Annotated in this window: 25 protein-coding genes and 1 tRNA gene; 20 read left to right on the forward strand and 6 right to left on the reverse strand. The window is 48.1% G+C overall.

What is annotated here, in order from left to right; translation table 11 throughout:
* The first annotated feature begins 338 nt into the window (after positions 1–338).
* From MHB49_RS06575 to MHB49_RS06605, 7 genes are all read left to right on the forward strand, one after another.
* Positions 339–1,232 carry a hypothetical protein gene (locus MHB49_RS06575; RefSeq protein ID WP_405155518.1) on the forward strand — a complete coding sequence of 298 codons (894 nt, stop codon included), beginning with the start codon at positions 339–341 and terminating at the stop codon, positions 1,230–1,232.
* A 109-nt stretch (positions 1,233–1,341) separates the two neighbouring features.
* Entirely contained in the window at positions 1,342–1,863 is a 522-nt protein-coding gene (gene nikR / locus MHB49_RS06580; protein ID WP_405155519.1) for a nickel-responsive transcriptional regulator NikR, read from the forward strand.
* A gap of 307 nt (positions 1,864–2,170) precedes the next feature.
* Entirely contained in the window at positions 2,171–3,814 is a 1,644-nt protein-coding gene (locus tag MHB49_RS06585) for an ABC transporter substrate-binding protein (protein WP_405155520.1), read from the forward strand.
* Between the two features lie 51 nt (positions 3,815–3,865).
* Positions 3,866–4,849, forward strand: a complete 984-nt coding sequence (locus tag MHB49_RS06590) for an ABC transporter permease (RefSeq protein ID WP_405155521.1) — start codon at positions 3,866–3,868, stop codon at positions 4,847–4,849.
* On the forward strand, positions 4,846–5,829 hold the full coding sequence (locus MHB49_RS06595; protein ID WP_405155522.1) for an ABC transporter permease: 984 nt from the start codon (positions 4,846–4,848) through the stop codon (positions 5,827–5,829). The genes MHB49_RS06590 and MHB49_RS06595 overlap by 4 nt, the downstream gene beginning before the upstream one ends.
* Before the next feature lie 2 nt (positions 5,830–5,831).
* The gene (locus MHB49_RS06600) at positions 5,832–6,800 is read left to right on the forward strand and encodes an oligopeptide/dipeptide ABC transporter ATP-binding protein (RefSeq protein ID WP_405155523.1); all 969 of its coding nucleotides are present in this window, start codon (positions 5,832–5,834) and stop codon (positions 6,798–6,800) included.
* On the forward strand, positions 6,790–7,392 hold the full coding sequence (locus MHB49_RS06605) for an ABC transporter ATP-binding protein (RefSeq protein ID WP_405155524.1): 603 nt from the start codon (positions 6,790–6,792) through the stop codon (positions 7,390–7,392). Before MHB49_RS06600 ends, MHB49_RS06605 begins: the two co-directional genes overlap by 11 nt.
* Before the next feature lie 234 nt (positions 7,393–7,626).
* Here the strand turns inward: MHB49_RS06605 and MHB49_RS06610 are convergent, their stop codons facing one another.
* Both MHB49_RS06610 and MHB49_RS06615 read right to left on the reverse strand, forming a co-directional pair.
* Positions 7,627–8,823, reverse strand: coding sequence for a MalY/PatB family protein (locus MHB49_RS06610; RefSeq protein WP_405155525.1), 1,197 nt, complete (start codon positions 8,821–8,823; stop codon positions 7,627–7,629).
* Between the two features lie 345 nt (positions 8,824–9,168).
* Positions 9,169–11,169, reverse strand: a complete 2,001-nt coding sequence (locus MHB49_RS06615; RefSeq protein WP_405155526.1) for a S9 family peptidase — start codon at positions 11,167–11,169, stop codon at positions 9,169–9,171.
* A gap of 333 nt (positions 11,170–11,502) precedes the next feature.
* Here MHB49_RS06615 and MHB49_RS06620 point away from each other — a divergent pair, with 333 nt between their 5' ends.
* The 6 genes from MHB49_RS06620 (at position 11,503) to MHB49_RS06645 (ending at position 15,920) form a co-directional block, all read left to right on the forward strand.
* On the forward strand, positions 11,503–12,060 hold the full coding sequence (locus tag MHB49_RS06620; protein WP_405155527.1) for an STM3941 family protein: 558 nt from the start codon (positions 11,503–11,505) through the stop codon (positions 12,058–12,060).
* Positions 12,061–12,137: 77 nt separating this feature from the next.
* A complete protein-coding gene (locus MHB49_RS06625) occupies positions 12,138–13,004 on the forward strand; it encodes an aldo/keto reductase (protein ID WP_405155528.1) in 867 nt (288 codons plus the stop codon).
* A 444-nt stretch (positions 13,005–13,448) separates the two neighbouring features.
* Positions 13,449–13,859, forward strand: coding sequence for a GntR family transcriptional regulator (locus MHB49_RS06630; RefSeq protein WP_405155529.1), 411 nt, complete (start codon positions 13,449–13,451; stop codon positions 13,857–13,859).
* Positions 13,852–14,550 (forward strand): ABC transporter ATP-binding protein, encoded by a 699-nt coding sequence (locus tag MHB49_RS06635; RefSeq protein WP_109997914.1) that lies wholly within the window; start codon positions 13,852–13,854, stop codon positions 14,548–14,550. Before MHB49_RS06630 ends, MHB49_RS06635 begins: the two co-directional genes overlap by 8 nt.
* On the forward strand, positions 14,547–15,287 hold the full coding sequence (locus tag MHB49_RS06640) for a hypothetical protein (RefSeq protein ID WP_405155530.1): 741 nt from the start codon (positions 14,547–14,549) through the stop codon (positions 15,285–15,287). The genes MHB49_RS06635 and MHB49_RS06640 overlap by 4 nt, the downstream gene beginning before the upstream one ends.
* 135 nt (positions 15,288–15,422) lie before the next feature.
* A complete protein-coding gene (locus MHB49_RS06645) occupies positions 15,423–15,920 on the forward strand; it encodes a hypothetical protein (protein WP_405155531.1) in 498 nt (165 codons plus the stop codon).
* 151 nt (positions 15,921–16,071) lie between these two features.
* Here MHB49_RS06645 and MHB49_RS06650 read toward each other — a convergent pair whose 3' ends face one another.
* The gene (locus MHB49_RS06650; protein WP_405155532.1) at positions 16,072–16,965 is read right to left on the reverse strand and encodes a WYL domain-containing protein; all 894 of its coding nucleotides are present in this window, start codon (positions 16,963–16,965) and stop codon (positions 16,072–16,074) included.
* A complete protein-coding gene (locus MHB49_RS06655) occupies positions 16,913–18,268 on the reverse strand; it encodes a helix-turn-helix transcriptional regulator (RefSeq protein WP_405155533.1) in 1,356 nt (451 codons plus the stop codon). The genes MHB49_RS06650 and MHB49_RS06655 overlap by 53 nt, the downstream gene beginning before the upstream one ends.
* A gap of 146 nt (positions 18,269–18,414) precedes the next feature.
* On the opposite strand from MHB49_RS06655, the gene MHB49_RS06660 reads away from it, so the two are divergent.
* The 4 genes from MHB49_RS06660 (at position 18,415) to MHB49_RS06675 (ending at position 21,509) form a co-directional block, all read left to right on the forward strand.
* Positions 18,415–18,513: transfer RNA gene (locus tag MHB49_RS06660), tRNA-Asn, on the forward strand.
* Positions 18,514–18,627: 114 nt separating this feature from the next.
* Positions 18,628–20,121, forward strand: a complete 1,494-nt coding sequence (locus tag MHB49_RS06665) for a TROVE domain-containing protein (RefSeq protein WP_405155534.1) — start codon at positions 18,628–18,630, stop codon at positions 20,119–20,121.
* A gap of 24 nt (positions 20,122–20,145) precedes the next feature.
* Positions 20,146–20,952 (forward strand): nucleotidyltransferase domain-containing protein, encoded by an 807-nt coding sequence (locus MHB49_RS06670; protein ID WP_405155535.1) that lies wholly within the window; start codon positions 20,146–20,148, stop codon positions 20,950–20,952.
* Positions 20,953–21,257: 305 nt separating this feature from the next.
* The gene (locus MHB49_RS06675; RefSeq protein ID WP_247901108.1) at positions 21,258–21,509 is read left to right on the forward strand and encodes a hypothetical protein; all 252 of its coding nucleotides are present in this window, start codon (positions 21,258–21,260) and stop codon (positions 21,507–21,509) included.
* 185 nt (positions 21,510–21,694) lie between these two features.
* On the opposite strand, the gene MHB49_RS06680 is transcribed toward MHB49_RS06675, so the two are convergent.
* Positions 21,695–22,615 (reverse strand): AEC family transporter, encoded by a 921-nt coding sequence (locus MHB49_RS06680; RefSeq protein WP_405157059.1) that lies wholly within the window; start codon positions 22,613–22,615, stop codon positions 21,695–21,697.
* A 243-nt stretch (positions 22,616–22,858) separates the two neighbouring features.
* Between MHB49_RS06680 and MHB49_RS06685 the strand changes: the two genes are divergently transcribed.
* From MHB49_RS06685 to MHB49_RS06695, 3 genes are all read left to right on the forward strand, one after another.
* Complete coding sequence (locus tag MHB49_RS06685) at positions 22,859–23,374, forward strand: mismatch-specific DNA-glycosylase (protein WP_405155536.1); 516 nt, start codon at positions 22,859–22,861, stop codon at positions 23,372–23,374.
* A 193-nt stretch (positions 23,375–23,567) separates the two neighbouring features.
* Entirely contained in the window at positions 23,568–24,140 is a 573-nt protein-coding gene (locus MHB49_RS06690; protein WP_405155537.1) for an RNA polymerase sigma factor, read from the forward strand.
* Positions 24,121–25,716 carry a DUF4179 domain-containing protein gene (locus MHB49_RS06695; RefSeq protein WP_405155538.1) on the forward strand — a complete coding sequence of 532 codons (1,596 nt, stop codon included), beginning with the start codon at positions 24,121–24,123 and terminating at the stop codon, positions 25,714–25,716. The genes MHB49_RS06690 and MHB49_RS06695 overlap by 20 nt, the downstream gene beginning before the upstream one ends.
* Positions 25,717–25,827: 111 nt before the next feature.
* Here the strand turns inward: MHB49_RS06695 and MHB49_RS06700 are convergent, their stop codons facing one another.
* Positions 25,828–26,886, reverse strand: a complete 1,059-nt coding sequence (locus MHB49_RS06700) for a LacI family DNA-binding transcriptional regulator (RefSeq protein WP_405155539.1) — start codon at positions 26,884–26,886, stop codon at positions 25,828–25,830.
* Between the last annotated feature and the right edge of the window lie 37 nt (positions 26,887–26,923).

Consider the following 26,923-nt stretch of genomic DNA (forward strand, 5'->3'; position numbering starts at 1 on the left):
CGAATCGAAATGATGACCATTTCGGCGAATCCCATATAGAACGGTTTATGAGGGAAGCACCCGTAAGAGCAGGCAATACGCCTGACTTGCGGGTGCTTTTTTTGTTTTTTTGCCAGTTTTTATACCAGGGATCGTAATCGAACTACCGCACAGGCACATCCAGCATGTTCTATCTATCGAATTGAAGGGAGCAGAAGAGAATGCAAACTGGAATTTTGGAAGAAAAGGAAAATCATCAGGCGGGTCTTTGTTCGTGTGCAACACAAATCAGGGAACACGGCATATTTGAGGGAAATGAAGACAAGCAACAAATTATGAACCAATACCATATGAGGAGCATGAAGAATCATAGTTTCATGAGCAACCTGAGCAACCGATACGGGTCACGCCCAAACCTTTGCGCTAACGTATGGACCCGTATGAGCCTGGGACTCATCATCCTATTCAGTATGAGTGTGATGTATTATTCCTCCGTTGCTGAAGCAGCGGGCCCTGAGCTTGGTGTAACCGCCCAGAAGGCGTGGGAAACCGTGCTGAGCAAGGCCGATTCGCAGACCAAGTTGTCTCTGCAACGAGCGTACGAGAACGTTGGCAACTGGACGACGCAGGAACAAGCTTGGGAACAAAAGACAAAGACCATTCATGCCGCCAATAGCAAGGAGCTGGAACAATTACGTGTAGGTATAAGGCAAATCGATGACGCGAAAATTGCAGGTCTAACCGAAAAGGTAAAACAAACCGAGGCACAGTATGAGCCTTTGTTTGCCTTGTACAGTTCAGTGAATAAGCAGCTCGATGCCGCCAAAGCGATCAAAAACAAGGAATGGAGTGCCGCTATTCGCACCCAAGCGGATACGTTGAAACCCGTTGTTCAGCTTGCCCGGGAAGACATTCGTTTCAAGAAAAAGGAGCTTGCCGAAGCCCGTAAACGAAAGAGCACAGAAGTGAAACGGTTGCGAACTTTACTGGCTGGAGCTGATTCGGTGAAGAAGCAGATTCAAACGGGCAAAAAACAGGCGAGCCTGTCGAGAGAGCGATATTCAAACGCGTTGCAGCAGTTCAAACAGAGCACAAAGCAAGGCCAGTCGTCACGTGTACTAAGCTCGTTGAACTCCTTAGCTGCAGCAGCAGAGAAATGGGCAGGCTCCAAACAACATATCTACACACTGGAACAGAAGGTAAGTGTTACTTATGCCAAGGTCAGTCAGGAACTGACCAAGAGACCTAAATAAAAAGCGAGCTACATTATCCTTTCGGCCACTACCAAAAAACAACAGTATAGTCGATGAGAAGACAGGACTGTGGTACACTCGAAGCAAACGAGGCGGCAGGAGGATATGAATGGCAGACAAAGAAGATTTGACCCGGTTCGGTGTGGCATTTCCCACGCCTCTGATTGAACAGTTTGACAGCTATATCGAAGAGCAGGGGTATAAGAATCGTTCGGAAGCTTTCCGTGATTTGGTCCGTAAAACATTGCTGGAGCCTTCTGCATTGCATTCCGAGCAGGATGTAGCTGGAACCATTGTGATGGTGTATGACCACCATATCAGTGATCTTCCTATTCGGTTAATGGAGCTGCAGCACGAGGCACACCATGACATCATCTCCAATATGCATGTGCACCTGAACCATGATCAGTGTCTGGAGGTCATTGCGGTACGGGGCAACCTGGGACGATTGCGTCATCTGCATCAGCAGATCCAGGTTCAAAAAGGAGTACTGTATGCAGAGCTGTCTGTAACGTATGTGGATGAGCTCAACAAAATGGCAAGCCACCACAGTCCGCACAACCATGATCACAGCCAAAATCAACAAAGCCATCACCATCCTGACCATTCTCCTGATTCTTCAACGGATTAACTTTCAAAATTTCAATAACCGGTTCATTGGCTTAGCCGACTTTGTCCATAGCTCGTATTTCGAACAACAGATTATTGGTCCATTACCAATAATCTGTTGTTCTTTTTATTTTGTTATAATACCTAACTTGAAGCGCTGTATCATCTACGGAACCCCCTGTTAATCTCATTTAAATTCCCTGTAAATGAAAATAAATGGATTTTGAAGTTAAGTTTGTTGACACAACAAAACTGTTTTGTGCTACAATTTTCAAAAAAAGTAACACGGAATTGGTTGAATCGTAAAAATTGAAGGGGGAACAACGTAAATGCGCGGATTTTCATGGGGGAAACGATCCGTTAGAGCGGGAGTTGTCATTTTACTAATATGCACAGTTGGACTATCGGGATGTGCGCAAGGATCATCATCAGCAACAGAAACCGTACAGCAGGCGGCCTCTCTTCCCAAGGATGAACTTGTGCTGGCCGTTGGTACAGAACCGGAAGGTGGATTTGATCCAACGACAGGTTGGGGGCAATACGGTTCGCCACTCTTTCAAAGTACCTTGTTGAAAAGGGATGCCAAGCTTCAACTCGTGAATGATTTGGCGACGAATCATTCCGTCAGTGAAGATGGACTAACCTGGACAGTCACACTCCGGGATGATGTAAAATTCTCCGATGGCGAGCCACTGACGGCCGAAGATGTCAGGTTTACATTTGAAACGGCTGCCAAGAGTGGTTCGGTTATCGATTTGACCAATATGGCTGATGTGGAAGCACCGGATAAGACAACGGTCGTCTTTACATTAAAGTCGCCGCAGTCCACGTTTATCAGTCTGCTGACGACACTCGGAATTGTGCCTGAGCACGCCTATGGTCCTGATTATGCCGAGCATCCGGTTGGGTCTGGTCCATACAAGCTGGTGCAATGGGATAAGGGTCAGCAGGCGATCGTCGAAGCAAACGAACAATATTACGGGAAAAAGTCCACATTCCATAAACTGACGTTTCTCTATCTGGATGAAGATGCAGCCTTTGCGGCGGCACAAGCCGGAACAGTCGATATCGCGGCGATCCCGGCCGCGTTCAGCAAGCAGCAGGTGAACGGCATGAAGCTGGAATCAGTGAAAACAGTCGATAACCGTGGCATCATGTTCCCGATGCAACCCGCAGGTGCGAAGTCTGGTGACGGCCTGCCGGCAGGTAATGATGTTACATCCGACATCTCCATTCGCAAAGCGGTAAATGTGGCGATTGATCGGACTGCATTGGTGGAAGGGGTACTGGAGGGGCATGGTCGTCCGGCCTATTCGGTCAGCGACGATCTGCCGTGGAGCAATCCGGGTTCTGTATTTGCAGATGCAAATATAGACGAAGCGAAGCGGATTCTGGCTGATGGCGGCTGGGTGGATACAGACGGTGACGGAATTGTCGAGAAGAATGGCACAAAGGCCGAGTTCAATTTGCTTTATTTTGCAGGGGATCTAACGAGACAATCTCTGGCACTGGCTGCTGCGGATATGGTAGCTCAGGCAGGGATCAAGGTCAATGTAGAGGGCAAGAGCCGGGAAGAGACAAAAAAGCTGGCCTATACCAATGCCGTATTATTTGGTTGGGGAAGTCATGATCCGCTTGAAACCTACAATCTCTACAGCAGCAAACATAAAGGCGAAGGATATTACAACACGGGATTGTACAGTAATCCAACCGTGGACCACTGGATGCAGCAGGCTCTGCAAGCAACAACGGAAGAGGAGGCACTGCCCTTCTGGCAAAAGGCGGAGTGGGATGGATCGACAGGGTTCAGTTACCAGGGTGATGCACCATGGGCATGGTTGGTGAACATTGATCATCTGTATTTGGTGAAGAATGGTCTGGATATCGGCGAGCAGCAAATTCATCCACATGGTCACGGCTGGCCGGTGACATCCAATCTAGAAGAATGGTCCTGGGATGAAGATTCGAAATAAAATCTGTATTAGCTTTAGCCTGAATTGGGGAGAGATTGGATGGAGGACAGGATGGAATGGGCCAGATTTGTCGGATTTAAAATGCTGCGTCTTTTATCTTTGCTGGTGGGAGTCAGCGTGGTGTCTTTTATATTGATGCAGTTCTCTCCAGTGGACCCGGTTGAGGCCTACATTGGTGGAGATATGATTAGGGTGAGCGCAGAGCAGCGCAGTCTTATTGAGGAACGTTGGGGGCTCAATGATTCACCCGCAGAACGGCTGCTTACTTGGGGACAGGCACTGATTCAGGGTGATCTGGGAACATCGATGATCTATAGACAGCCGGTTGCGGACATCATCCAGGAACGATTCATGAATTCTGTCGCTCTTATGGCGGTGGCATGGGTGTTATCCGGTCTGATTGGATTCGGTCTGGGTGTCGTTGCAGCCATGAAACGGGATTCACGGCTGGATCGTCTGATTTGCTGGTACTGTTACACACTGGCTTCCACGCCGGTATTCTGGATCGCGCTGTTACTGCTCATGGTATTCGGTGTGTGGCTTGGCTGGCTGCCAATTGGGCTTGGTGTACCTGCGGGCATGGCGGCAGATCAAGTGTCATGGAGCGATCGGGTCATACACATGATACTGCCTGCGCTTACATTGAGTTTGACAGGTGTAGCCGCTATCGCCTTGCATACCCGGCAGAAGCTGGTGGATGTGCTGGACTCGGATTATATTCTTTTTGCAAGGGCACGAGGTGAGCAAGGTGTTCAACTATTTCGTCGTCATGGGTTCAGGCATGTGGTACTGCCAGCGTTGACGCTGCAATTTGCTTCATTTAGTGAATTGTTCGGTGGAGCTGTGCTCGCAGAGCAAGTATTTTCCTATCCCGGATTGGGTCAAGCAACAGTCCAGGCGGGATTACGCGGTGACGTGCCGCTGCTGCTGGGACTTGTGCTGTGCAGTGCGGTATTTGTGTTTGCAGGAAATCTGATTGCCGACATTCTTTATCGGCTCATTGATCCACGGATTAAGGAGGAGACGATAAGATGAAACAGACAATGGAACGTCCCTCCCCATCTGCACCCCAGACTGAACAGCACTCGAAAGTAAACTCTGCCAATAGGGAGGCAGTGAACAAGAGAAATTGGAGGTCAGTACATCCACGTACTCATGGTGGGAAAGGTTATTCAGGTGGCAGTACTCCTCGTTTTCGTAATCCGCGCAAATGGGCGATGATCTGGGGTGGCCTGGGTGTGATCTGGATTGCCACCGTGTGGCTGACAGGCAGACTGCTTCCGGCTGAATCGACACTGACCTCATTAATGGATCGGAATCTAGCTCCAGCCTGGGCACATCCTTTCGGTACGGATTGGCTGGGAAGAGATATGTTCATGCGCACATTGAAAGGATTGGCAACGAGCATTCAGGTGGGGGTACTCGCGGCTTGTGGCGGCGGACTTATCGCTCTTTTGCTGGGTCTTGCTGCTGCTTCAGGGAAAGCTGCGGACCGGATCATTTCATGGATCATTGATCTTTTCCTGAGCGTACCGCACCTGGTATCGCTGGTGATGTTGGCTTTTGTATTCGGTGGGGGTTTGCCAGGAGTAGCGTTAGCCATTGCCCTGACCCATTGGCCGAATCTGGCCCGGATTGTAAGGGCAGAGATGATTCAGCTGAGATCAGCAGAATATATTCACATCTCACGCAGATTGGGTCATTCGCGAATTCGTATTGCGGTGCAGCACATGCTGCCTCATTTGATCCCGCAGCTGTTCGTGGGAGTGCTGCTGATCTTCCCTCATGCCATTCTGCATGAGGCAGCGATTACGTTTCTGGGGCTGGGGCTGTCGCCGCAGCAGCCAGCGATCGGTATTATTTTATCGGAGTCGATGAGATATTTGTCCGCAGGGATGTGGTGGTTGGCCTTTTTCCCAGGTCTTGCATTGTTGTTGGTTGTCCGTGCGTTTGATGTGTTGGGCGGTAGTCTGAAGACATTAACGGGAACCGGCAGTTCAAGGGAGGTGGTGTAGACATGGCTCTTCTTGAAGTGGAGGGAGTTTCGGTTTCATTCCGGCGTGCTCGGGGATGGTTTGGGCACGAGGAGACCCAAGTTATTCAGGACCTGAATCTGTCTGTGAGTGAAGGGGAGATTGTGGCTGTCGTAGGGGCAAGTGGATCAGGCAAAAGTGTGCTGGCGCAGGCAATCATGGGCATTCTTCCTGCCAATGCGATGATAAAAGGCTGGATTAGCTATGCAGGCGAGCCCCTGACCAAGGATCGGCAGTTTCATCTGCGTGGAGATGAACTGGTGTATATTCCGCAATCGGTCAGTTATTTGGACCCGTTGTTGAAGGTAGGCAAACAGGTTCAACCTGTAAGCCGTAGTTCTGAGCGTAAGCATCGGTCTGCGACCCAAACCGGACCCCGAACTGTGATGCAAAAGGCAGAGCAGGAACTGACGGGACGTTATGGATTGCCTCAGGGCACGTCGGGCAAATATCCGTTTGAGCTGTCAGGTGGTATGGCTCGGCGCGTGCTGATGGCAACGGCTACCTCCGGGGAGCCAAAACTCATTATTGCAGATGAGCCAACGCCTGGCATTCATCCTGAGGTGCTGGCTGAGACGATGAAGCATTTTCGCCAATTGGCCAATGAAGGCGTCGGTATCCTGTGGATTACCCACGATATTACGACTGCCTTGACGGCAGCAGACCGCATATGTGTATTTTACGCAGGTTCCAATGTAGAAACGGCGCAGGTTTGTGATTTTACAGAAAAGGGTGAAAGGTTACGACATCCATACACAAAGGCGCTTTGGAATGCACTGCCGCAAAATGAATTTCAACCCCTGTCCGGTACCCAGCCCGCAGCCGGCCAGCAACAGGTGGAAGGATGCTCATTTGCGCCGCGCTGCATCGGAGCGACTATGGCTTGCACGAATCAACGTCCTGAGCTGCGTAAGGTTCGCGGCGGGGAAGTGAGGTGCATTCATGCCACTTGAGGCTAGAAAGACAAGTTATCGTTATGGTAAAGGTGCTTGGGTATTTCAGAATATAAGTATGGAAGTACAGCAGGGGGAAGTCGTTGGCTTATGGGGTCCCAGCGGATGTGGAAAAACAAGTCTTGGGCGTATCCTTGCAGGGTATGTGGAACCGATGAAAGGTCAGGTGCTGCTGGATGGACAGCCGCTTCCCAAAGCGGAAGCCTGTCCCGTTCAGCTTGTATTCCAGCATCCGGAGAAAGCGGTGAATCCACGCTGGCGGATGCGCCGTGTCTTGAAAGAAGCTATGATCGAGGATCAGGAGCTGCTCGATGACTTGGGTATCCAGATGAATTGGCTGGATCGAAGGCCCGGTGAGTTGTCAGGCGGAGAATTGCAGCGCTTCTGCGTTGCACGTGCACTCGGCACAGCAACTCGTTACGTGATCGCTGATGAGATGACCACCATGCTGGATGCGATCACACAGGCACAGATCTGGCATACCGTGATGAGTATCGCGCGTCAGCGCAATCTGGGACTGCTGATCATCAGCCATGATCGGGAGTTGCTGGACAGGTTATGCGATCGGATTGTGCAGATGCCACACTCATAGCTTGTGACGTATAAACCGTTTTACAATATAAAGGGGCGTCCGAGTAGTCAATCATGAACATGAATCATGGATTTGACTACAGGGACAGCCCCTTTTGCGATTTTAACGAAACTAATATTTTAACGAACCGAGCGCGCGCTATGAGACGCAATTCTACAGTTTCGGTGTTGGAACGAATCGTAGACACCTTATGCCGATTCGTTAGCATCTTCAATAGTTTTAACGTATTTCAACTTACTTATCCGACAGCCTGCCCACCAGCACAGACAATCTGCGCATGGCTTCTTCTACGGTTGATCGTGGGCAGGCCACATTCATGCGCATGAATCCTGCGCCTTCTGCTCCGAAGATAATTCCATCATTGAAGGCGAGTCCCGCTTCCTTGAGCAGCAGCGTACATAGTTGTGCATGAGGAATATCCAGCTTCCGAAAATCCATCCACAGTAGATAAGTGGCTTCCGGAAGCCTGATTCCGATTTGCGGCATATGCTCTGCAGCATACTGCTGCACGTATTCCATATTTCCGCGGATATAGGCAAGACAGTCATCCAGCCATTCCTCACCACCGTTATAGGCTGCTTCAGCAGCGACAGCTCCCAACGTGCTGATGCTAGCAAGCCCCATCGTTTTCACGCCCTGCATGAATGATTCTCGCAGCTTGGCATTTGGGATAATGATATTGGAGGTGCAGAGACCTGGAATGTTGAACGTTTTGCTTGGTGCTGTACAGATGATGCTGAGATCAGCGACAGCTTCAGAAATCTGAGCAAGCGGTGTATGTGTTCCGCGCTCATGGACCAAATCGGCATGTATTTCATCTGATACGATGAGTACATTGTATTGCACGCAGAGTGCAGCAAGGCTTTGAAGTTCTTCACGATTCCATACCCGTCCAACCGGGTTGTGAGGACTGCACAGAATTAACATTTTGACGCGACCGGTCTTCAGGCAGTCTTCCAGATGTTCCAAATCCATAGCGTAATGTCCATCGTTCTCCACCAGTGGATTGGTCATCAGTTCTCTGCCCTGACCGCGCACCACTTCATAGAAGGGGGCGTATACCGGCGTCTGAATCACTATTGCATCTCCCGGTTCGGTGAACCGTTGTACGGCAATGCTGAGTGCAGGCACAATACCTGGGGTGAATACAACCCATTCATCGTTAATACTCCAGTTGTGACGTCGCTCCATCCATCCCGATAGCGCTGCATGATACGCATCTGTTCGCACTGTATAGCCAAAAATCCCATGCTCCATTCGAGTCTTCAACGCCTGAATGACTGATGGTGGAGCGGCAAAATCCATATCAGCAACCCACATGGGGAGCGCATCTGCGACGCCAAAAATCTCTTCAAGCGCATCCCATTTCTCTGATCCCGTGGAGAGCCGACTAATCGGCTCGTCAAATGTATGATTATTGTTCTTGCTCATTGCTCAAATCCCCCTTGATAATCCGTTCCTTCGACTACAATCGACAGATTATTATCTAATATTTCTGGTGATTTCGCAACTTGTGACCCATAGTTGGGATTTGTTATATATCGAGCTGCAACCGGGATTTTATTCATGTATGAACAACAATTCGAGCGTGCGAATAATAACGCAATAATGGTTCCATATCCCAAACGTTCATACAGTAAAAACCACCAGAGAAGGTCATGAGTATGACCGCTTCTACTGGTGGTTTTGGCTGATCCTCGATACTTCTCAATCAGGTGAAAATGAGGAGAATGGAGAAGTCATTTTTATGACATATCCTATGATCTTATGATCGCGTTACAAGTGCTCATTGAACCATCCGGCAATATGCTCCAGACGACGTACCCTTAAGTGCGGGTGACCTCCACGAGACAGCTCGTGATTGGCTCCCGGGAAACGAACGAACCGAGTGGTTTGTCTGCGCCGCTTCAAGGCAACATATAGTTGTTCAGCCTGTTCAATCGGACAACGCAGATCCTGCTCACCATGCAAAATCAGCAGTGGCGTGCTGACGTTACCCACGTAGGCCAGCGGAGAGTGTTTCCATAACTTCTCAGTGTCATCCCATGCATTACCGCCGATCTGGTCCTCCGTGAAAAAGAATCCAATATCACTGACCCCGTAGAACGAGAGCCAGTTCGAAATGGAACGCTGAGTGACGGCTGCCTTGAAACGGTTGGTATGTCCAACAATCCAGTTGGTCATGAAGCCGCCATAGCTGCCGCCAGTGACACCAAGACGTGATTCGTCGATAAACGAATATCGGGACAACGCGTAATCCATCGCTTCCATCAGATCACGGTAATCTCCACCGCCATAATCACCCCGGCAGGCATTCACAAATTGCTGCCCGTATCCGAGCCCACCTCGCGGGTTGATATATACAACAGCGTATCCTTGTGCTGCGAGGATCTGAAACTCATGCATAAACGTAAACCCATACATCATGTGTGGGCCACCATGAATTTCAAGGATCGTTGGGACTTTGACGTCTTCCACCATGCCTGCCGGTTTCAATATCCATCCTTGCAGTCGCAGGCCGTCAGAGGAATCGAACCAGAAGGTCTCGGGTGTGCTAAGCTGAATCTCTTCTTCCAGTTGGGGATTGCTATGGGTCAATTGGATTGGCTCGACTCCAGCCTCTTCAGGCTGAGTATATAGAAAAAGATCGCCAGGATTGAGTACATCTGCTACGGCTGCCACGATCTGTCCATTTTCCAGCTCAGCAAACTGATAGAACTCTTTCTCGTCCGGCAAAATGTATTCGGCATGACTGCCGTCCCGTGCAAAACGGGCAATCCGGACGCTGCCTTCAATCGTGGCAAGACAGAGGATGGATGAACCATCACGACTGAATACAGGACCCGTATTCGTCAGGTGCGAACGCATATCTCCAACGATACTGTGATTCATCTGCACATCCCAATCCTTGCTAATACATGTGGGTTTGCCACCCGCGATCGGAAGAGTGTAGAGTTTGACCAGCGTAGCATTTCCATAGGAGCGGTCGCTGGCAAGCAACGCAAAGGACTGTCCATCGGGTGCATACGTCAGCCTACCGAAAGAGTATCCTTCCGGAGTCAACTGCTGCACGTCAGATCCGTCAGCCTTGGAGAGATACACATGGTTCGTCAGGGTGTAATCGTTATGCTCCTCGCCTTCTTCCGGCAACTGAGCAATCCAGGCAACGGACTCTCCATCCGGTGACCACGCATAGTCCCCAACGTCATAATGGCCTGTAGTTACAGGGATCGCCTCTCCGCCTTCGATTGGAACACGGAAAAGATGGGTTCGTCTACCGTTCCAAAGTCCACGGCTGTCAGATTTCATTCGAATTCGATCCACGACAAGTTCTTGCAGCAGTTTTTTATCTGTGTCTTCCGTTTCATTTTCGTCTTTTTCGCTTAAGTCCACAGATGATTTAACAAGCAAAGTGAGCCCATCCGGTGACCAGAGGAGGGAGCTGACACCATGTTTCAAATGACTGATTTGCTGTGCTTCTCCACCATCTGAGGCGATCAGCCACACTTGAGTTTTGCCTTCATGCTCTCGTAAAAAAGCAAGCTGTGAACCATCCGGTGACCAAACAGGAGCGTGATCCTTATCCCCGGATGTGAAAGGTCTGTCCTTCTGGTTCTCCAGATTAAGGAGTCTCAGGTGAGAAGAATAACCGTCCCGTGCCTGATTTGTTTTCCGGCTTACATATACCAATTGTCCGTTTTGAGGAGACGGAGTTGGATCGTTAACCCATGTAATCTGAAAAAGATCTTCCGATGTTATGCCGCGCAGACTCTTCATTGTTTGTCCTCCCACCACAATTCAGAATGTGTTAATTTCCTAAGCTTTCCATTTATATTAACGGAAAGCATGAGGCAGGACAACACGATTCTGATCGAACGTACTCCACTTTCTTAACAATTCCCCCTTTACCGAAAAGGAATTATTGGAAGCGTGACGAATCCTAATTGTTGAATAGTCATGAAATGGACAAAATGTTGTCTGGAATGGATGTTTGATGCCAGTTGAATTTGTTTAATGGACAATGCTAATTAAGTATATTTGGTCATACAGCCCATTCAATGAGCTGTACCCAGTTTACATGTCTCAGTCACCATGAAGGAGGAACATCACATGTCCACACCCTATGAACAACAGCACGTGGAATACCCGAGTCGGAAACGCATGGTATGGCTTACCGTGGGGGCGGCACTTTTTGTAGCAGCCGGATTTTTTCTGATGTTTGATGATTCTTCAGCCAAGGAGTCTGTCATTTCTTCCGTTATAGGCTTGTTATCCATTTTGTTTTTTGGGCTTTGTCTCTGCTACAGCCTGGTGAAGATGATTAAGAAGGAACCTTCCTTTGTTCTCGATGAGCATGGGTTTGTGGATTCATCGTCTTACACATCGGGAGGGTTCATTGCCTGGAAAGATGTTGAGAATATTTTTATGTATGAATTCATGGGACAGAAGATGATTGGGATTAAACTGTGGGATGAAAAGGCATTTCTGGATCGCCAGAATGGGATGAAACGCAAATTAATGACGGTAAACAGCAGCATGGTCGATGCTACGGTAAGTATTGTCCAGAACAGCCTCACGTTACCATTGGATCAGCTGTATTACATGATGATTGAGCGTTGGGAACGATCGAATGAAGGCTATAGCCCGGATCTGCCCCATAATGAATAGATAACAAAGAGATACCGTATGGTCAGAATAGAATCAGTATTCTCGGATTAGAGTATTCTCAGATTGGAGGAGTAAAGATGCAACAAGGAAATCAAACGCGTACGATCCAGCTGCCCGATGGGACAACACTGCCTGCAATCGGACAGGGAACATGGTACATGGGTGAGAAACAATCCAGTCGGAGAGAAGAAGTTCAGGCACTGCGTTATGGCATTGAACGTGGAATGACAGTGATAGATACGGCCGAGATGTATGCAGAAGGCGGGGCGGAAGAGGTCACTGGTGAGGCGATAGCAGACTGTCGCGATGATGTATTCCTGGTATCCAAGGTGTATCCTCATCATGCGGATCGGAAGCAGATGATTACTGCTTGTGAGCGCAGCCTTTCGCGTCTGGGTACAGATCGCCTGGATCTATACCTGCTGCACTGGCGTGGAGGTGTGCCGTTGGAAGAGACGGTTGAAGCTCTGGAACAGTTGAAACAATCAGGCAAAATTCTGCGCTGGGGTGTCTCGAATCTGGATACTGAGGACATGCAGGAGCTCTGGAACATTCCAGCTGGTCAGCATTGTGCAGTGAATCAGGTGCTGTATCATGCAGCTTCTCGTGGTATAGAATACGAGCTTCTTCCCTGGTTGAGGGAACGCCGTATTCCTGTGATGGCATATTGTCCGCTGGCCCAAGGTGGTAGACTTCGCAAAGAATTACTGGAGCATGCAGTCATTCAGGAGATTGCCAAGGATCGAGGTGTCAGTCCCTCCCAAATTGCGTTATCCTGGGTTATCAGGGATGGAGACATACTGGCGATTCCGAAAGCTGTACAGCTGGAACATGTTGCCGAAAATGCTGCGGCAATGGACATTATTTTGACCCAAGATGAAATTGTTCGGTTGAATGAGGCATTCCCTGCACCTAAGGGCAAAGTGCCTTTGGATATTGTGTAAAAACTTCTTGTCAGACCAATAACATCATACAATGAATGTAGTTGGAAGATTAGGGGATGTCCCATCAGTCATGAATATGACAGAGGACATCCCTTATTCGTGTTATTTTGTTTTAATGAACATTAGACACGCTATTCGCTCCCGTCTGCCCAGATCTGAGATCTAACGAATCACAGAGACGTTATTTCGTCGATTCGGTCGATTTTTTAGATTTTGGCAACGTGTTATGACGAAATAGCGTTACGGAGGTTCGTTAAATTTACAAGCGTTGATAATCCGCCTTTTAAGGTGCGGTAGGTTCGTTAGCGCTTGGAGCGAGGCGGAATTTTTTGAGACAGCCCTTTTTTTGCATTTGAAGCCATTTTAAATAAATGGGCTTTACAACATCAAATCACTAGTGTACTATGTAACTAACACACAGATACAGGGAGGAGCGAGGACATTGTGAGCATTGAATTTGACAACAACTTGCCAATCTATCTGCAGATTATGCAGTACATCAAAAGACAGATTGTGACCGGAACACTTAAGGCAGGCGATAAAATTCCTTCGGTTCGTGAGCTCGCGGCCGAATTACAGATCAATCCCAATACAGTACAGCGAACATTTCAGGAATTGGAGCGGGAAGAAGTGGTTGAAACCAAGCGAGGTCTGGGCCGATACGTGACAAGTGAGGAGTCGAAAATTATGACGATCAAAAAAGAGATGGCTGGCGAATTGCTGGAGCGTTTTCTGACAGGAATGCAGGAGCTGGGAATTGAAGAACAGGATATCGTAAATATCGTGGCGGATGCTGTTGCAGAAGGAAAGCAATCACTGAATGGCGATGGAAGAGGAGGAACAGTGAATGAGTAATATTCTTGAGCTGAACCATGTGAGCAAAACGTATGGCGGCAAGAAAGCCCTTCATGATATCACGCTTGATATTGCACCAGGCCGAATTGTAGGTCTGCTGGGCAGTAACGGCAGCGGTAAAAGTACTTTGATGAAATTGGTTGCAGGGCTTCTGCACCCCAGCAGTGGAGATGTTCGTGTTACGGGAAAGGCGGTAGGCTTGGAAACGAAGTCACTGGTATCCTTTATGCCGGACCGCCCGTTAACCGAGAGTTGGATGAAGGTACGGGACGCGATTGCGTATTACCGCGATTTCTACGCTGATTTTGATCAAGAGAAAGCGAGAGAAATGCTTGATTTCATGAAGCTTGGAGAGGGAGAAAAGGTAAGACATCTATCGAAAGGCATGAATGAACGACTGCAATTAACACTTGCTCTTTCCCGTAAAGCTCGTCTTTATCTGCTCGATGAACCGATTGGCGGGGTAGACCCGGTTGCCCGTGGCAAAATTCTGGATGCGATTGTGAAGTTCTATGACGAAGACAGCAGTCTGATCATCTCTACACATCTTGTAACGGATATTGAACGAATTTTTGATGAAGTGATCTTCATCCGTGAAGGTGAATTGGTGATGCGGGAAGAAGTGGAGACACTGCGTCTCAAGTACGGTAAAAGTGTGGATGAAATGTTCAAGGAGGTCTATGCGGAATGATGACACTGCTGAAGTATGACTTTAGAAGGAATTGGAATACATTGTTGGCTGGGCTAGCCGTATTGATTATCGTTCAGATTGGGCTGGCATTGTTTTTTTCTGAAGTAACAGGGAGTCTTGTAGGTATCATTGCATATGTCGGAGCAGGTGTGGCCATTTATGTGAAAATGATCAAGACATACCGATCCAATATCCGTTCGTTCAACCGCCGTCTTGTGCCGGTAACAGGGCTGTCTCACGTCTTGTCTCCGATCATATTCGGAACACTCTGCTGGCTGGGCTTAATGGCTGTTGCTGCCATTCACTACTTTATTTACAGTACAACGCATACAGGGATTAACTTTACCAGCTACATGAACGATTCGGGTATTCATGTTTCGGAGATTCTTAATGTGCTGCTGTTTCTCTGGTGGGTGGCTATATTCTGTATCATAATCATCTTCCTCTCCATTTCGATTGGGGGCAGCTTCCGCTTTAAAACAGGACCATGGATTAGTATTGTCGCATTTTTCGTACTAATCAATGTCATTAGCTGGCTGGAGAATATCATCTTCTCGGGTCGCTTTAATTCAAACGAATTATTTCATTTCACTGAAGAAAGCACAGCGCTCTCCTTTACGTCCAATCGGATTACATGGTCAGATGGAACGTGGGCAAGTATCATCTTTGAAATCATCGTGGCTGTGATTTTGGTTGGTGTTGCCGTGTATCTGAATAATAAAAAAGTTGAAGTTTAAGTTAAGATGCTGTCAGCTGCAGTTTAGCTGGCAGATTTTTTTATTTGAAGCATTTTCCAGTTCTTATACGTAAATAGGGATATATGTCGTTTTACAATAAGGGAGAAAATTTATTTCTTGTAAGGGAGGGATTCCATGGAACTCTATTTCAGAGATAATTTCTTTAATGCGGGGTACACCGAGATTATGAACGAAGAACAGGAACAGGCAGGTCATCTCGATTTGAAAAGTGCCTTTGGTTCATCGCTTGATGTATTCGATAAATCGGGACTCATCTGCAGTGGTAAATTCCGCATGTTAAGTAACCGTTGGGATGTGACCTCAGCCGATGGAAGGGAATGGGGTGTCTTACGGGCGAGAATCAGCTTCTTCAGTAAAAAGTATGAGTACGATGCAGGATCGCGTGGTGTGTATGATGTCTCCGCGCCGGCGTTTTCACATGAATATGATATCACCGGGATGGGCGGTAAAGTTGTGGCAAGCTTCAGGCGTACAAGTGGCTGGTTCGGTTCTGGCGCGTTTGTGTTAGATAACCAATCAGAACATCTGGGTACGTATGAATTGATCGCGGTTGTGATGGGTGTGCATGCGATTAATAAAAGGAGGAATTCGGCTGCCGGTAGTGGCGCGTAGACAAAACATATGAACAAAGAGGCTGTCCCTTAGGTCATTAGCATAAAGGGGGACAGCCCTTTTTGTATTATTTTAATCTAATGAAACGAACACACGCTATTTGTCCCCGTTTGCACAAGTTGGACGTTTAACGAATCACAACTAACATGAGCTATGCGGAATCACTGCCTTCCGTCTTTAAAATAGGTTTCTCTTCGTGGTGGCTCCGTCCTCCTCCAGAAGTCCGTTCAGGCGGTGCTTCAGACTCGGATTCTGTATAACGTGCCAATACTTTGGCGGCTGTCTCAGACATTCGCTCTCGAAGTGCAGCATTGTCTGCAATCCGTACCCGTTTGCCTAGGAAACGCATTTTGGAAAGCACATAATCCACCTCATTCCGCGGAATGGTCAGTTCAATACGGTATGTCTGTTCTGCTTCCACATATTCCACCTGTTTCTCAAAGCAGGAGAAGGCATACAGAATTCGCGACAACTCCTGATTGAACTCCGGCAGCACTTCGATCGTTACGGTTGTCTTCCGCTTCTCCGTTAAAATCGCGATTTTGTCAGCGTATTCCGAAGCGGCCTCCGGTTGAAGAAGTTGGGCTTCAACGGCAGTGATGCTGTGCAGCTTGGTCGACATCAGTTTGCTGTAGAGCGGGGCATACCAGAGCACGTACCATTCTTTTTTGACCATGGAATATTCGAGCTTGTAGGGAAATCCGAACTGATCCGAACTGATTCGCCCGTTGCGGACACGCCCTGTCAAACGAAACCCCTGATGTTGTAAAATGATCTGCCGCAATGGTTTGAGCAGCGGGTGAAAAACGCTGTTTTCTTCACTTTTGGCCTTCTCAGTGAGGTAATCCCGGAGGTCCATCTCCTGCTCCCCATCCAGCATGTCATGCAGTTTGTGTAACGTATCCGGGCTCAGCGCTTCTGGTGCGGCAGGGTGATTCAGCATCATGCGCAGCCAAGCTCGTTCCTGTGAAGTCCAAGTGAACAGTCCGGTTTCATTCAATCTCGTCATCATCTGGTAGTTGAACATCTTCTCGAACAGATTCATAATATTGCGCAATCTCCTTCCATTCCTTAATCATCTCCTGACGCAGCCTCTGTGGAGCAATCACCTCGCAGCTTGATCCAAAACTCCGAAGCCACGGCTTAATCTCGGTGGTACCGTTGACCTGAATTTCATAGAGAAAGGTATGTTCCGTTTCGGGCGTGATCGTTCCCCACTGGCCTTGCAAACGAACCCGATCCAGAATGAAGTTGCGCTGTCCGTCCCGGGGATGAAAGAATCGCGCTTGAACCGTTACGGTGTTTCCTGTGTCCACCAGCCAGCTGTAGCGGCTGATCTCGGCCCACTGCTTCTTCAATTCAATCATATATTCTTCTTCAATTGAATCCTGTTCCTCCAACTGCGTAATGCCTTCCATCCGAAATTTCACAAAGCCACGACGTCCCTGATATCCAATGACATACCAACGGCCATACTGATGATCATAGACCACTTCAAGCGGTAAGATCCGGTTGGATCGTCCGCCTGCTTCCCGTTCAAAACGTGGATTCGTATTCTGTGAGCTGTAGCTGGACGGTTTTTTGGGTGAATAGTACAGGAACTGCACATGTTTGCGCTGGCGAATCGCACTAAGCAGCGTGTATAGATGTGCTTCGTCCAGAATGCGGGAATAATAATGGTATTTATATATAAATGGCTCGGTGGCTTCTTCCTGCGGATAGCTTGCGGCAATGGCTTTTTTGAGACTGTCGCGCAGTATATATCCTTGAACAGACGGAACCTGGGTGTTGGCCATAATATCCACAAAATCATACAGCTCCAGCTGTTCTTCCACGGTTAGACCCGTAAGTACGTCCTGCTGCAAAAGGTAACGGTAAGGTCTGCCGCCAGATTCCTTGCGAATCACCCCGACTTCTTCCAAATACTTCAGATCGGAGCGAATGGTCTTCTCGTCAGGCAGCGCCAAATCCTCTGGCAGATCTGCGCAGCAGGCGTCCAGTAATTCCATAGCGGTTAAAGCTTGATCTTGAAGGGTATGCAAAAGAACGGAAAGTCGCTGCACTTCAGTCTCTTTCATCGACTTGGCGCGAAAGAGGAAGAGCAGCATGGGTTCAGCAGATTCTCCATATTGGAAGCGTACGAGATCTGCCATTTCTTTGTTTTGTTCCGAGCCTGAGCGTTGGTCCGCGACGGTTTGCATGATTTCTTTTAATCTGCGTTGGGTTTTATCAAAAGTATGTACGGATATGCCAAGCCGTTCGGCATACTGTTTACGGTTATACGCACCACTTGTCAGGGACAGCATGCGCAGAAATTGAATTTCTTTGTCAAAGCTCTCTTTAGCCATGAGCATTCACTCCTTGTTATCCCTTCATTGTATCAGGATGAGTGACGGGTTTCATTTTAATTTAATGAGTGATGAAATGGATTCGTCGCCATACTTTCGCCATGTTCGCGTGCAAATGTGTGAGGCATAATAAGGTTGTGAAGCGGGGCGGCAACAAGCTCTGCGGATCAAGGTTCCGAGGCGCCAGGGAGGGTTACTTCGACTGTTAATCGACCAGGTCGTTGGTTCGAATCCAATCGCCGCCGTTCATGGCGGTGTAGCTCAGCGGTAGAGCGGGTATTATACCTTCCCACCTTTTTCCTCGGAACATTTTATTATGGAATATCAGTAAATAGACTCACACCGGGAGGTCATGAGTGATGAGCAGAGCGAAACAATTATTCAATCAACCTCAGCCAACGACACGTAATCATGGGGGATACGGAGCCTATGAGCGTTTGGTGGAGGAACAATATATACAGATGTTGATGACCAATACATTGAACAATACGTTTTATGCAGATACACAGCAATTGATGGACGATGCGATGGTCAGTCATCAGGAGATGGCTGAGGTCGATGCAGGGTTTATGGCTCGGGCGCTGGTCTATGCTCGTAATGAAGGCTTGATGCGTTTACAGCCTCTGTACGGTCTGGCACTGTTGTCCAAGGTGGAGCCGGATCAGTTTGCGAAGATATTCTCCAAGGTCGTACAGACACCGGCTGACTTGGCCGATTTTCTGACGATTCTAAGAGGAACAGGTCGGGGGCAGGGCGGTCGAGCGGTGAAGCGTCAGGTAAGTCAATTTTTGAACAGCATTACTGAATATTGGGCGATCAAATACAACGGGCGCGGACGTGGATACAGTCTGGGCGATATGATCGCTACGGCACACCCCAAGCCGACAGATATGAAGCAACAAGCCCTGTTCCGTTATTTGCGAGGACATGAGGTGGATCTAACGGAACTGCCGCAGTTGCAGGCGCTGGAAGAGCTGAAAGCTATTCCAAACCCGGCGAGTCGGATGCATCTGATCGAAAAAGGCAAACTGCCGTATTCGGTGGTCACATCCATCATGCAGCCGACACGTACGGTATGGGAGGCGTTGATGTCCCAGATGCCGACCTTTGCATTGTTGCGTCATCTGAATGCAATGGATCGGGCGGGAGTTTTTGAAAAAAACAAAAATATCGAATACGTAACGGGCCGTCTAACGGATGCGGAAGCCCTGCGCAAGTCGCGCATCCTACCTTTTCGATTCGCCAGTGCGTATGAAATGATCGCAAGGGAAGAGCTGCGCTATGCTTTGCGGGAAGCGGTGGAGCTATCCATTGGCAACCTGCCATCGCTGCCGGGAAGAACCGCCATTTTCCTGGATCGATCCGGTTCTATGCAAGGGGATTATTTGCGGATTGGATCGGTGCTGGCACTGGCGCTATATAAACAAACACGAGGCAACTCGCTGTTCTGGTTATTCGACCATATGGTTGAGGATGCTCGTCCCAAAATGGATGAAAGCATCCTTTCCCAAGCTCACCGGATTCGTGCACAAGGCGGAACCGATACGGGACGGCCTGTCCGAGAGCTTCGGGATATTGGAGAGAAAGTGGATCAGATCATTATGATTACCGATGAACAGCAGAATGAAGGCAGTCCGTTATATGCTGAGCTTGAACGTTATCGCCGGATGATGAATCCGGACCTGAAAGCATTTATCGTGGATATTGCACCTTATCAGCAGGCCATGGTGCCGCCACGGGATGGTAAAACCTTTTATATCTACGGCTGGAGTGAAACGGTACTAACGTATATTGCTGAGACTATAGCGGGATATGATACACTGGCGAACCGAGTGCGAGCGATGGATATTTAGATTAGAGATGTGGAGGTGATGGAGATGACTCATGTTCATAAAGAAATGAGAGATACGATTAGACAACAGCTGAAGCAGATTGAACAGGAGGAAAACGTACGGATCATCTATGCCTGTGAATCGGGCAGCCGGGCATGGGGGTTTCCTTCACAGGACAGCGATTATGATGTTCGTTTCCTGTATGTGAGACCGCTGGATTGGTACTTGTCCATTGAAGAACAAAGAGATGTTATCGAACGCCCGATCAGTGAACAGCTCGATATCAATGGTTGGGATTTGCGCAAAGCCTTGAAGCTGTTTCGCAAGTCGAATCCACCGCTGCTGGAGTGGTTACAATCCCCGATTCAGTATGACGAACCCTACAGTGTGGCAGAGCATATTCGTGCATTATCGCCTTTGACCTTCTCACCAAAGTCCTGTATGTACCATTATCTGAATATGGCGAAGGGAAACTTCCGGGATTACTTGCAGGGTGAGCAGGTGAAGATCAAAAAGTATTTCTATGTACTGCGCCCACTGCTGGCCTGTGGCTGGATCGAACGTTATGATGCGATGCCGCCGATGGCATTCGAAGAGCTGGTTGAGGAACTTGTTCCTCAGAGCGCGCCGCTCTATACGGAAATCCATGAGCTGCTGCGCCGGAAAAAGGCAGGCGAGGAACTCGATCTGGAACCACAGCTGCCAGCGATACAGACTTTTTTGGCAGAGAAGATCGCGCATTTTGAACAACTGGCCTCCCAACTGGAGAATGAACAGATTATTCAATATGAAGAACTCGACCGGATTTTCCGTTTTGCGCTGCAAGAGGTGTGGGCGGGGGCGTACGATTAAAATACAAGGTCGTGCGTATTTACACATCATGAGTCTGAACCGGTGGACCCACGTTTGTAATGGGATCGGTGAAGCATGAGACTTATGGTTCCTTTGAATGCAAGGTATTAGGGCAGGTTTGGTATATCCAAGCCTGTTTTTGTTTATTTTTCGGCAAAATATTTCATTCAAGATAATTAAAATTAGGAGTTTTAACGTTGATATAAATAACTAAAGCCCTATAGGTTTCCAGTCCGTTCTGGGTAATAATTAATAGTAAGCAAGTGGTCATTGGAATCACAACGTAACGATAGGAGGTAACCTGTATGGCGTCAATGATTCTGCTGGTGAAACAGACGGAAGACGATGAAAAGGTTATTTATCGATTCGGACCGGATGAGCGGAAGATGGGACTCATTGAAATGAATAAGGTTAAGGAAAGTGTGAAGGAGCTGGAGCCTGTTCAGGTGGAGGGAGTGAGTCCAAGTTTTTATTTCAATCGGGCCGCGCAGCGCTTGGTTCGATGTTTGTTCAGAGAAGGCGGCAAGTTCCCTGAACGAACGACATGTGAATCGTAGTTTTCTTAGGGTTGGTCGTTATACAAATAGACTAGATTAGATGGAATATTCATTAACAAAGGAAGTTCAAGCGCATCCGGGTAAGGCTGCGTTTGAACTTTTTTTGATTGTGTTGGCTTCTCCTCAGACAAAATAAAGTCCACAGCTCCATAAGGGAGAGTGGACTAGTTTTTTTGCGTATAAGGTCAGAACGTCTTCGCAAACGAAATCAGTGCGGTAATGGTAATGATGTTAAGCAGCGTCGAGATCAAAACTGTCTGGGCCGCAAAATCTGGCTCGTTATCATACTCCTCGGCCAGAATGGACGCATTGACTCCGGTAGGCATACCGGATGCGATAATCAGAGCCTGAGCAGCGATACCTTGCAAACCAAGCAGCAGTACAATCGAAATCCCGATGGCCGGGCCAATCAGCAAACGCAGAAATGTGCTAATATACACATCAAGGCGATACAGGCGGATTGGATATTTTACAATTTGAGCGCCGAGTGTCAACAATGCTACAGCGACCATACTTTGCTGAGCATAGGTTAGCGGCATGGATAGAAAGGTTGGCAATGGAATATTTCCCATATGAAACAAAATGCCGAGCAACAGTGCATAAGGAACGGGCATTTTTAGAAATCCAATGATCACTGCACGGTAATTGCCTTTGAGCTTCGCACCCTGAATGGACAACACGCCATAAGTGAAAGTCAGCAGGGATTGCAGCGACATGACCAGCGCCTGAATGGAAGAGGCCAGCGGATCACCGCGAAACACCAGAGAGTTGATGGGCAGACCATAATTACCTGCGTTGTCCAGCATGATACTGTTGTTGAAGGCGGCCTTCATGCCTTTATTCATGCGAAGCGAGCGTGCGAACACAGACCCCACAATATAGAGAATAACTACATATAAGGCGTAAAAAAGCGTAACGGTACCGAGCAATTCCCCCGACATATCGGAGTGATACATGCTCATAAAGACGGCTGCGGGGGTAATACAATAGAAATTGATTTTGGCGAGGGTGTACAAGTCCAACTTGAACACCTTTTGCATCCAGGACCCGACGGCAATCAGGAGAAAGACGGGCAGGACGACTTCAAGCATGATGTCTGCAATCATCAGTTCAGCTTCCTTTTTCATGAAAATTTCAGTCCGATTTCGAAAATACTTCACCCATTATATCATTTTATAGACGAGTATTTTGCAAAAATCCAAAGAGTGACTTTCAATCAGCAAGATATAGATCGAAATGGTTCTATTCGTCAATATCTTGTACCCGGGAACGATTAGAATCGAATTATGCAAAATGCTGACACTGATGAAAGATGTAAATGACTAAAAAAATAAGGGGGGCTTTTCATTATGATTCCAGATCATCTGGATTATGGTTTATCGATCATATTTATCGGTTTCAATCCCAGCATCACGTCTGGAGAGACGGGTCATCATTACGCTTACAAAGGAAATCGTTTCTGGCGCATACTTGAACGTTCCGGATTGACCCCTCGTTTATATGATGCACAAGAAGATGGAGAGTTGCTGAAGCTGGGGTACGGATTTACGAATATTGTGGCCCGGCCTACAAGAGGCATGGACGATATCACGAAGGAAGAATATGCAGAGGGACGGCAGATTTTACGGCAAAAGCTGGAGGAATACCGACCAGACATCGCCTGTTTTGTGGGGAAAGGGGTATACACCCAGTACAGCCAGCGTGCCAAAGCCGAATGGGGGTTCCAAGACGACCCGATTGTTAAGGAAATTCATGAATTTGTTGCTCCGTCATCCAGTGGACTCGTGCGCATGTCGATGGATGAGATCGTAGCCATCTATTCACAGCTTAGTGTTTTTGTCTCAGGAAAAAACAAGGAAGACTGAAAAAAGAAGCAAAGAGCTCCACATTGCAGCAAGGCAGCAGCAACAAGGAATCATTAAGGTGGCAGAGTTCGCCCATTCGGCTTTTACCGAGCGGCGCGAATTCTTTTTTTTGGATAAAGTGAGAGGTTTCAGGAAGTACTTCCGTCTATATAGTACAGAACCATGCATGGGAGCTGTAGAGAAGGGGGATTACATGACTCAACAAATACCAGAGGAGGAGCTCATTCAGCGTATAATCGCGGGGGACAAACAGCTATTTGCTGTGCTCGTGGATCGATATAAAAATAAAGTCTTTGGCATTTTGCGCGGCATGGGTGCGAGTCATCAGGATGCACAGGATCTCGCTCAGGATACGTTTCTCCGAATTTATCGCTATCTTCCGTCACGAAGAGAAGGAAGCAGTTTCTCGTCCTGGGTATACACCATCGCTGTAAATCGGATGCGGGATTTTATGCGGCAACAGAAACCCGTGATGACCGCTGTTCATACGGGCTTGGAACAAACCAATGGTGAAACGCCAGAGAAACATGTGCTGCATAAGGAAATGCAGCGTGAAATCTATCGTCAGATGGACCAACTACCAGAATCGTATCGGCTTGTGCTGTTGCTTAAATATACGAATGAGCTGAGCTACGAAGAGATTGCAGATATCACGGACATGAGTCCCGCACAAGTGCGTAATGCACTTTATCGAGGGAAGAAAACGTTGAAGAAACAAATGGAGCGCAAAGGAGGTTTATCGACGTATGAAGCCTATTCCAAATGATGAGGATCGATTGTGGGAACAGCACTTGTTCCGTGAGGAAACGGATGCCGATTTTACGCTTGAGGTGATGCGGAAGCTGGAAGGGGTGTCCATGGAGAGCGCAGAGCATGAGAATCCATTTACGAAAAAGGCCTCCAAGTCCCATTGGATGCGCCGTACGGGAATCACAGCGGCGGCAGTTGTAATCCTTGTGGGAGGGGCCTGGTTTGCTTTTGATCACACAGCAAAATCGACGCAGCCAACGGTAAATGCTGTAAATAACCCGCCTTTGCCTAACATACCTGTTCCAGAAGAACTCAAGTATTCCTATTTTGCCGATGATTACAAACGTTTGAAGCCTCTCGGTCTAGTGGTTAATCCCAACATCCAAATCGAGGATAAGGGCTATACGCTCAAGATCGAAGATGTACTGGTGGATCGTTCTCAAATCGTGATCACAATGAAACAAACAACACCTGATGGGCTAGGGCTTTTTGCGATATCTCCAGAGGCGGGGAGAATTCATATTACGGACGATCAGGGGCAGCAGGTTGCAACTCTCGCCCGGGATACCAGAACAAGCGGTTCGGCAGCTGAACGATTTATATTCCAGTTGCATGATGATATCCCGGATCAGGTGATCGTGCGTGGAGAACTTGGGCATCTAAAAGTAGGCAGCTATTATAATTTTGAGACAAAATCATACGAAGATAAAAATGCTGTTATAGATTGGAGCTTTCAATTCAACATCGATATGACCAAAGCCAAATCACTGGCTGTTGAGGCTCCCATGAACAACACCTACACCACTCCTGAGGGCATGAAACTGGATATGACACAGCTTGTACGTACGCCAAACGGGACCCGTCTTGACATGAACATCAGTCTGGATGATCAACTGCGTGCCAAAGTCGGAGAGAATTGGGCGAATGATATGGACTTAATGTATCACCTCGAAATTCCTGAAACGAATGAGTATCGAATATTCAACGGGAGCAGACCAGATGCCCGTCAAGCCAAGTTCCGGCTCCGAGATTTGAGTGGACTAATGGATGGCGGTCCATTGAAGTTATCGGAGACATGGGACCCTGCTTTTGTTACGGTGGATGCGAAGAAGATTCGTTTTGTTCTGGAAGGCTACACCATCCCAGTGTGGGAGGAGAAGTCCGTGGAAGTGGATCTGGAAAAGATGCGTAAGGATGCTGAAATTTACACCTACGTATTGCAATTTGAACAATATGGAGATGAAATTTTATTTTCTGACTTCAATTACAAACCGGTGTGGGAATCCTATGACAAAAACTACTCACTAGTCCTGGAGGGAATAGGGACGTTCCGAAATGCTTTTAATGGAGATCGCTGGGTGGCCGTAGATTCGGAAGGAAAAGAGTATCCTGTTCAAGTAATCGGTTATCCAGACCAGCCTAATAATGACGGAGAATACGTTGCAGACAATCTGAAATTGGTCATCCGTGGTTTTTACAAAGAAGATGGAACGAAATTAACCTTAAAACGAACCGTAGTTAATCGTGAGTATCGAGACGTGAATTGGGAAGTAGATCTTCCGTCGTACACCAGTCTGCCTTGGCAGAAATAACAGTTATGAATGCCAAGAACGGAATGGAATAAGCTTGGATGAATAACAAGATAGTGATGAAAGGCCCCGCATAATAACATGCGAGGCCTTTTTGGTATTCAATAAATAAAGTTATGCCGATTCCCGTGGAATAAGGGACGTGGATAACATGACCGTTTCCTTTGGTGTTCCCGGGCGTTCAATTCTGCGCTGCAAAGCTTCGATTGCACGTTGCCCTAGTTCCTCTTTGCACAGGTTGACTGTGGTCAGAGGCGGGGAAGATGTAGCAGCTGCATGCACATTGTCGATACCGATGACAAGGCAATCCCCAGGTGTGGAGAATCCCATCTCCTGCAGCTTATTCATCCACTGCAAGGCGATATCGTCATTGACGCCAATCCAGGCATCGGGCCGTTCGTCGGCGGGCATGTTTTTGATTGTGGCAGCCATTTGGTCGATCCATTCGCCATTCTCATAAGGAATATTCCATTCTCTGAACGTGGTCAACCGACTGCTGTCTGCGTGGAAATGGTTCAAAGCCAGTTCGATGCCGATCTTCCGCTGTGCAAAGCTGGCAGCTCGGCCATCATCCGTAATCAGACCGATACGGCGGCACTGCATCGACATTAAATATCTTGCCACAGTTATGCCTGCTTCCAGGTTATCATGGCTGATGGTATCACAGTTCAACAGTGGCTCCTGATGATCCACGAGCACAATGGGACGACCTGTCTGAGCCAGTCGTTGCAGGACCGCATGGGGGAAAGCGCCCATGACGATGACCCCGGCACATCTTTCCCAGTCCAAGTGGGGAGCGATTGCCCGTTCTGGCGGCGTGTGTTCATCAGCGACTCCCAGAGAGGGAGATACTATGGCATGATGCCATCCTCTTTCATTACAGGCAGAGATCATGCCGGAGAGGACGCGCTGCCAGTAGTGGGGCTCACCCCGGTTGAGCTGATTCATGCAGATGAGGGCAAATGGGGGCTCGGATTGTTCTGTATGGATTGTAGTTGGAACAGTTCTGCTGCCTGGGGTGCTCTGGCGATATCCAAGGGCACGAGCTAATTCAAGCACACGAGCGCGAGTCGACTCGCTGACGCCTGTCTTGCCGCTGAGTGCGCGGGAGACGGCATATTTGGATAATCCAAGCTGGTCGGCCAGCGACTGGATGGATACTTTACGTGACATTTCATTACTCCTTCATATGTAAACAATTTATTTAAAA

It is taken from the genome of Paenibacillus sp. FSL K6-0108 (genome assembly GCF_045040695.1).
In the GTDB taxonomy this organism is placed as follows: Bacteria; Bacillota; Bacilli; order Paenibacillales; family Paenibacillaceae; genus Paenibacillus; species Paenibacillus pabuli_B.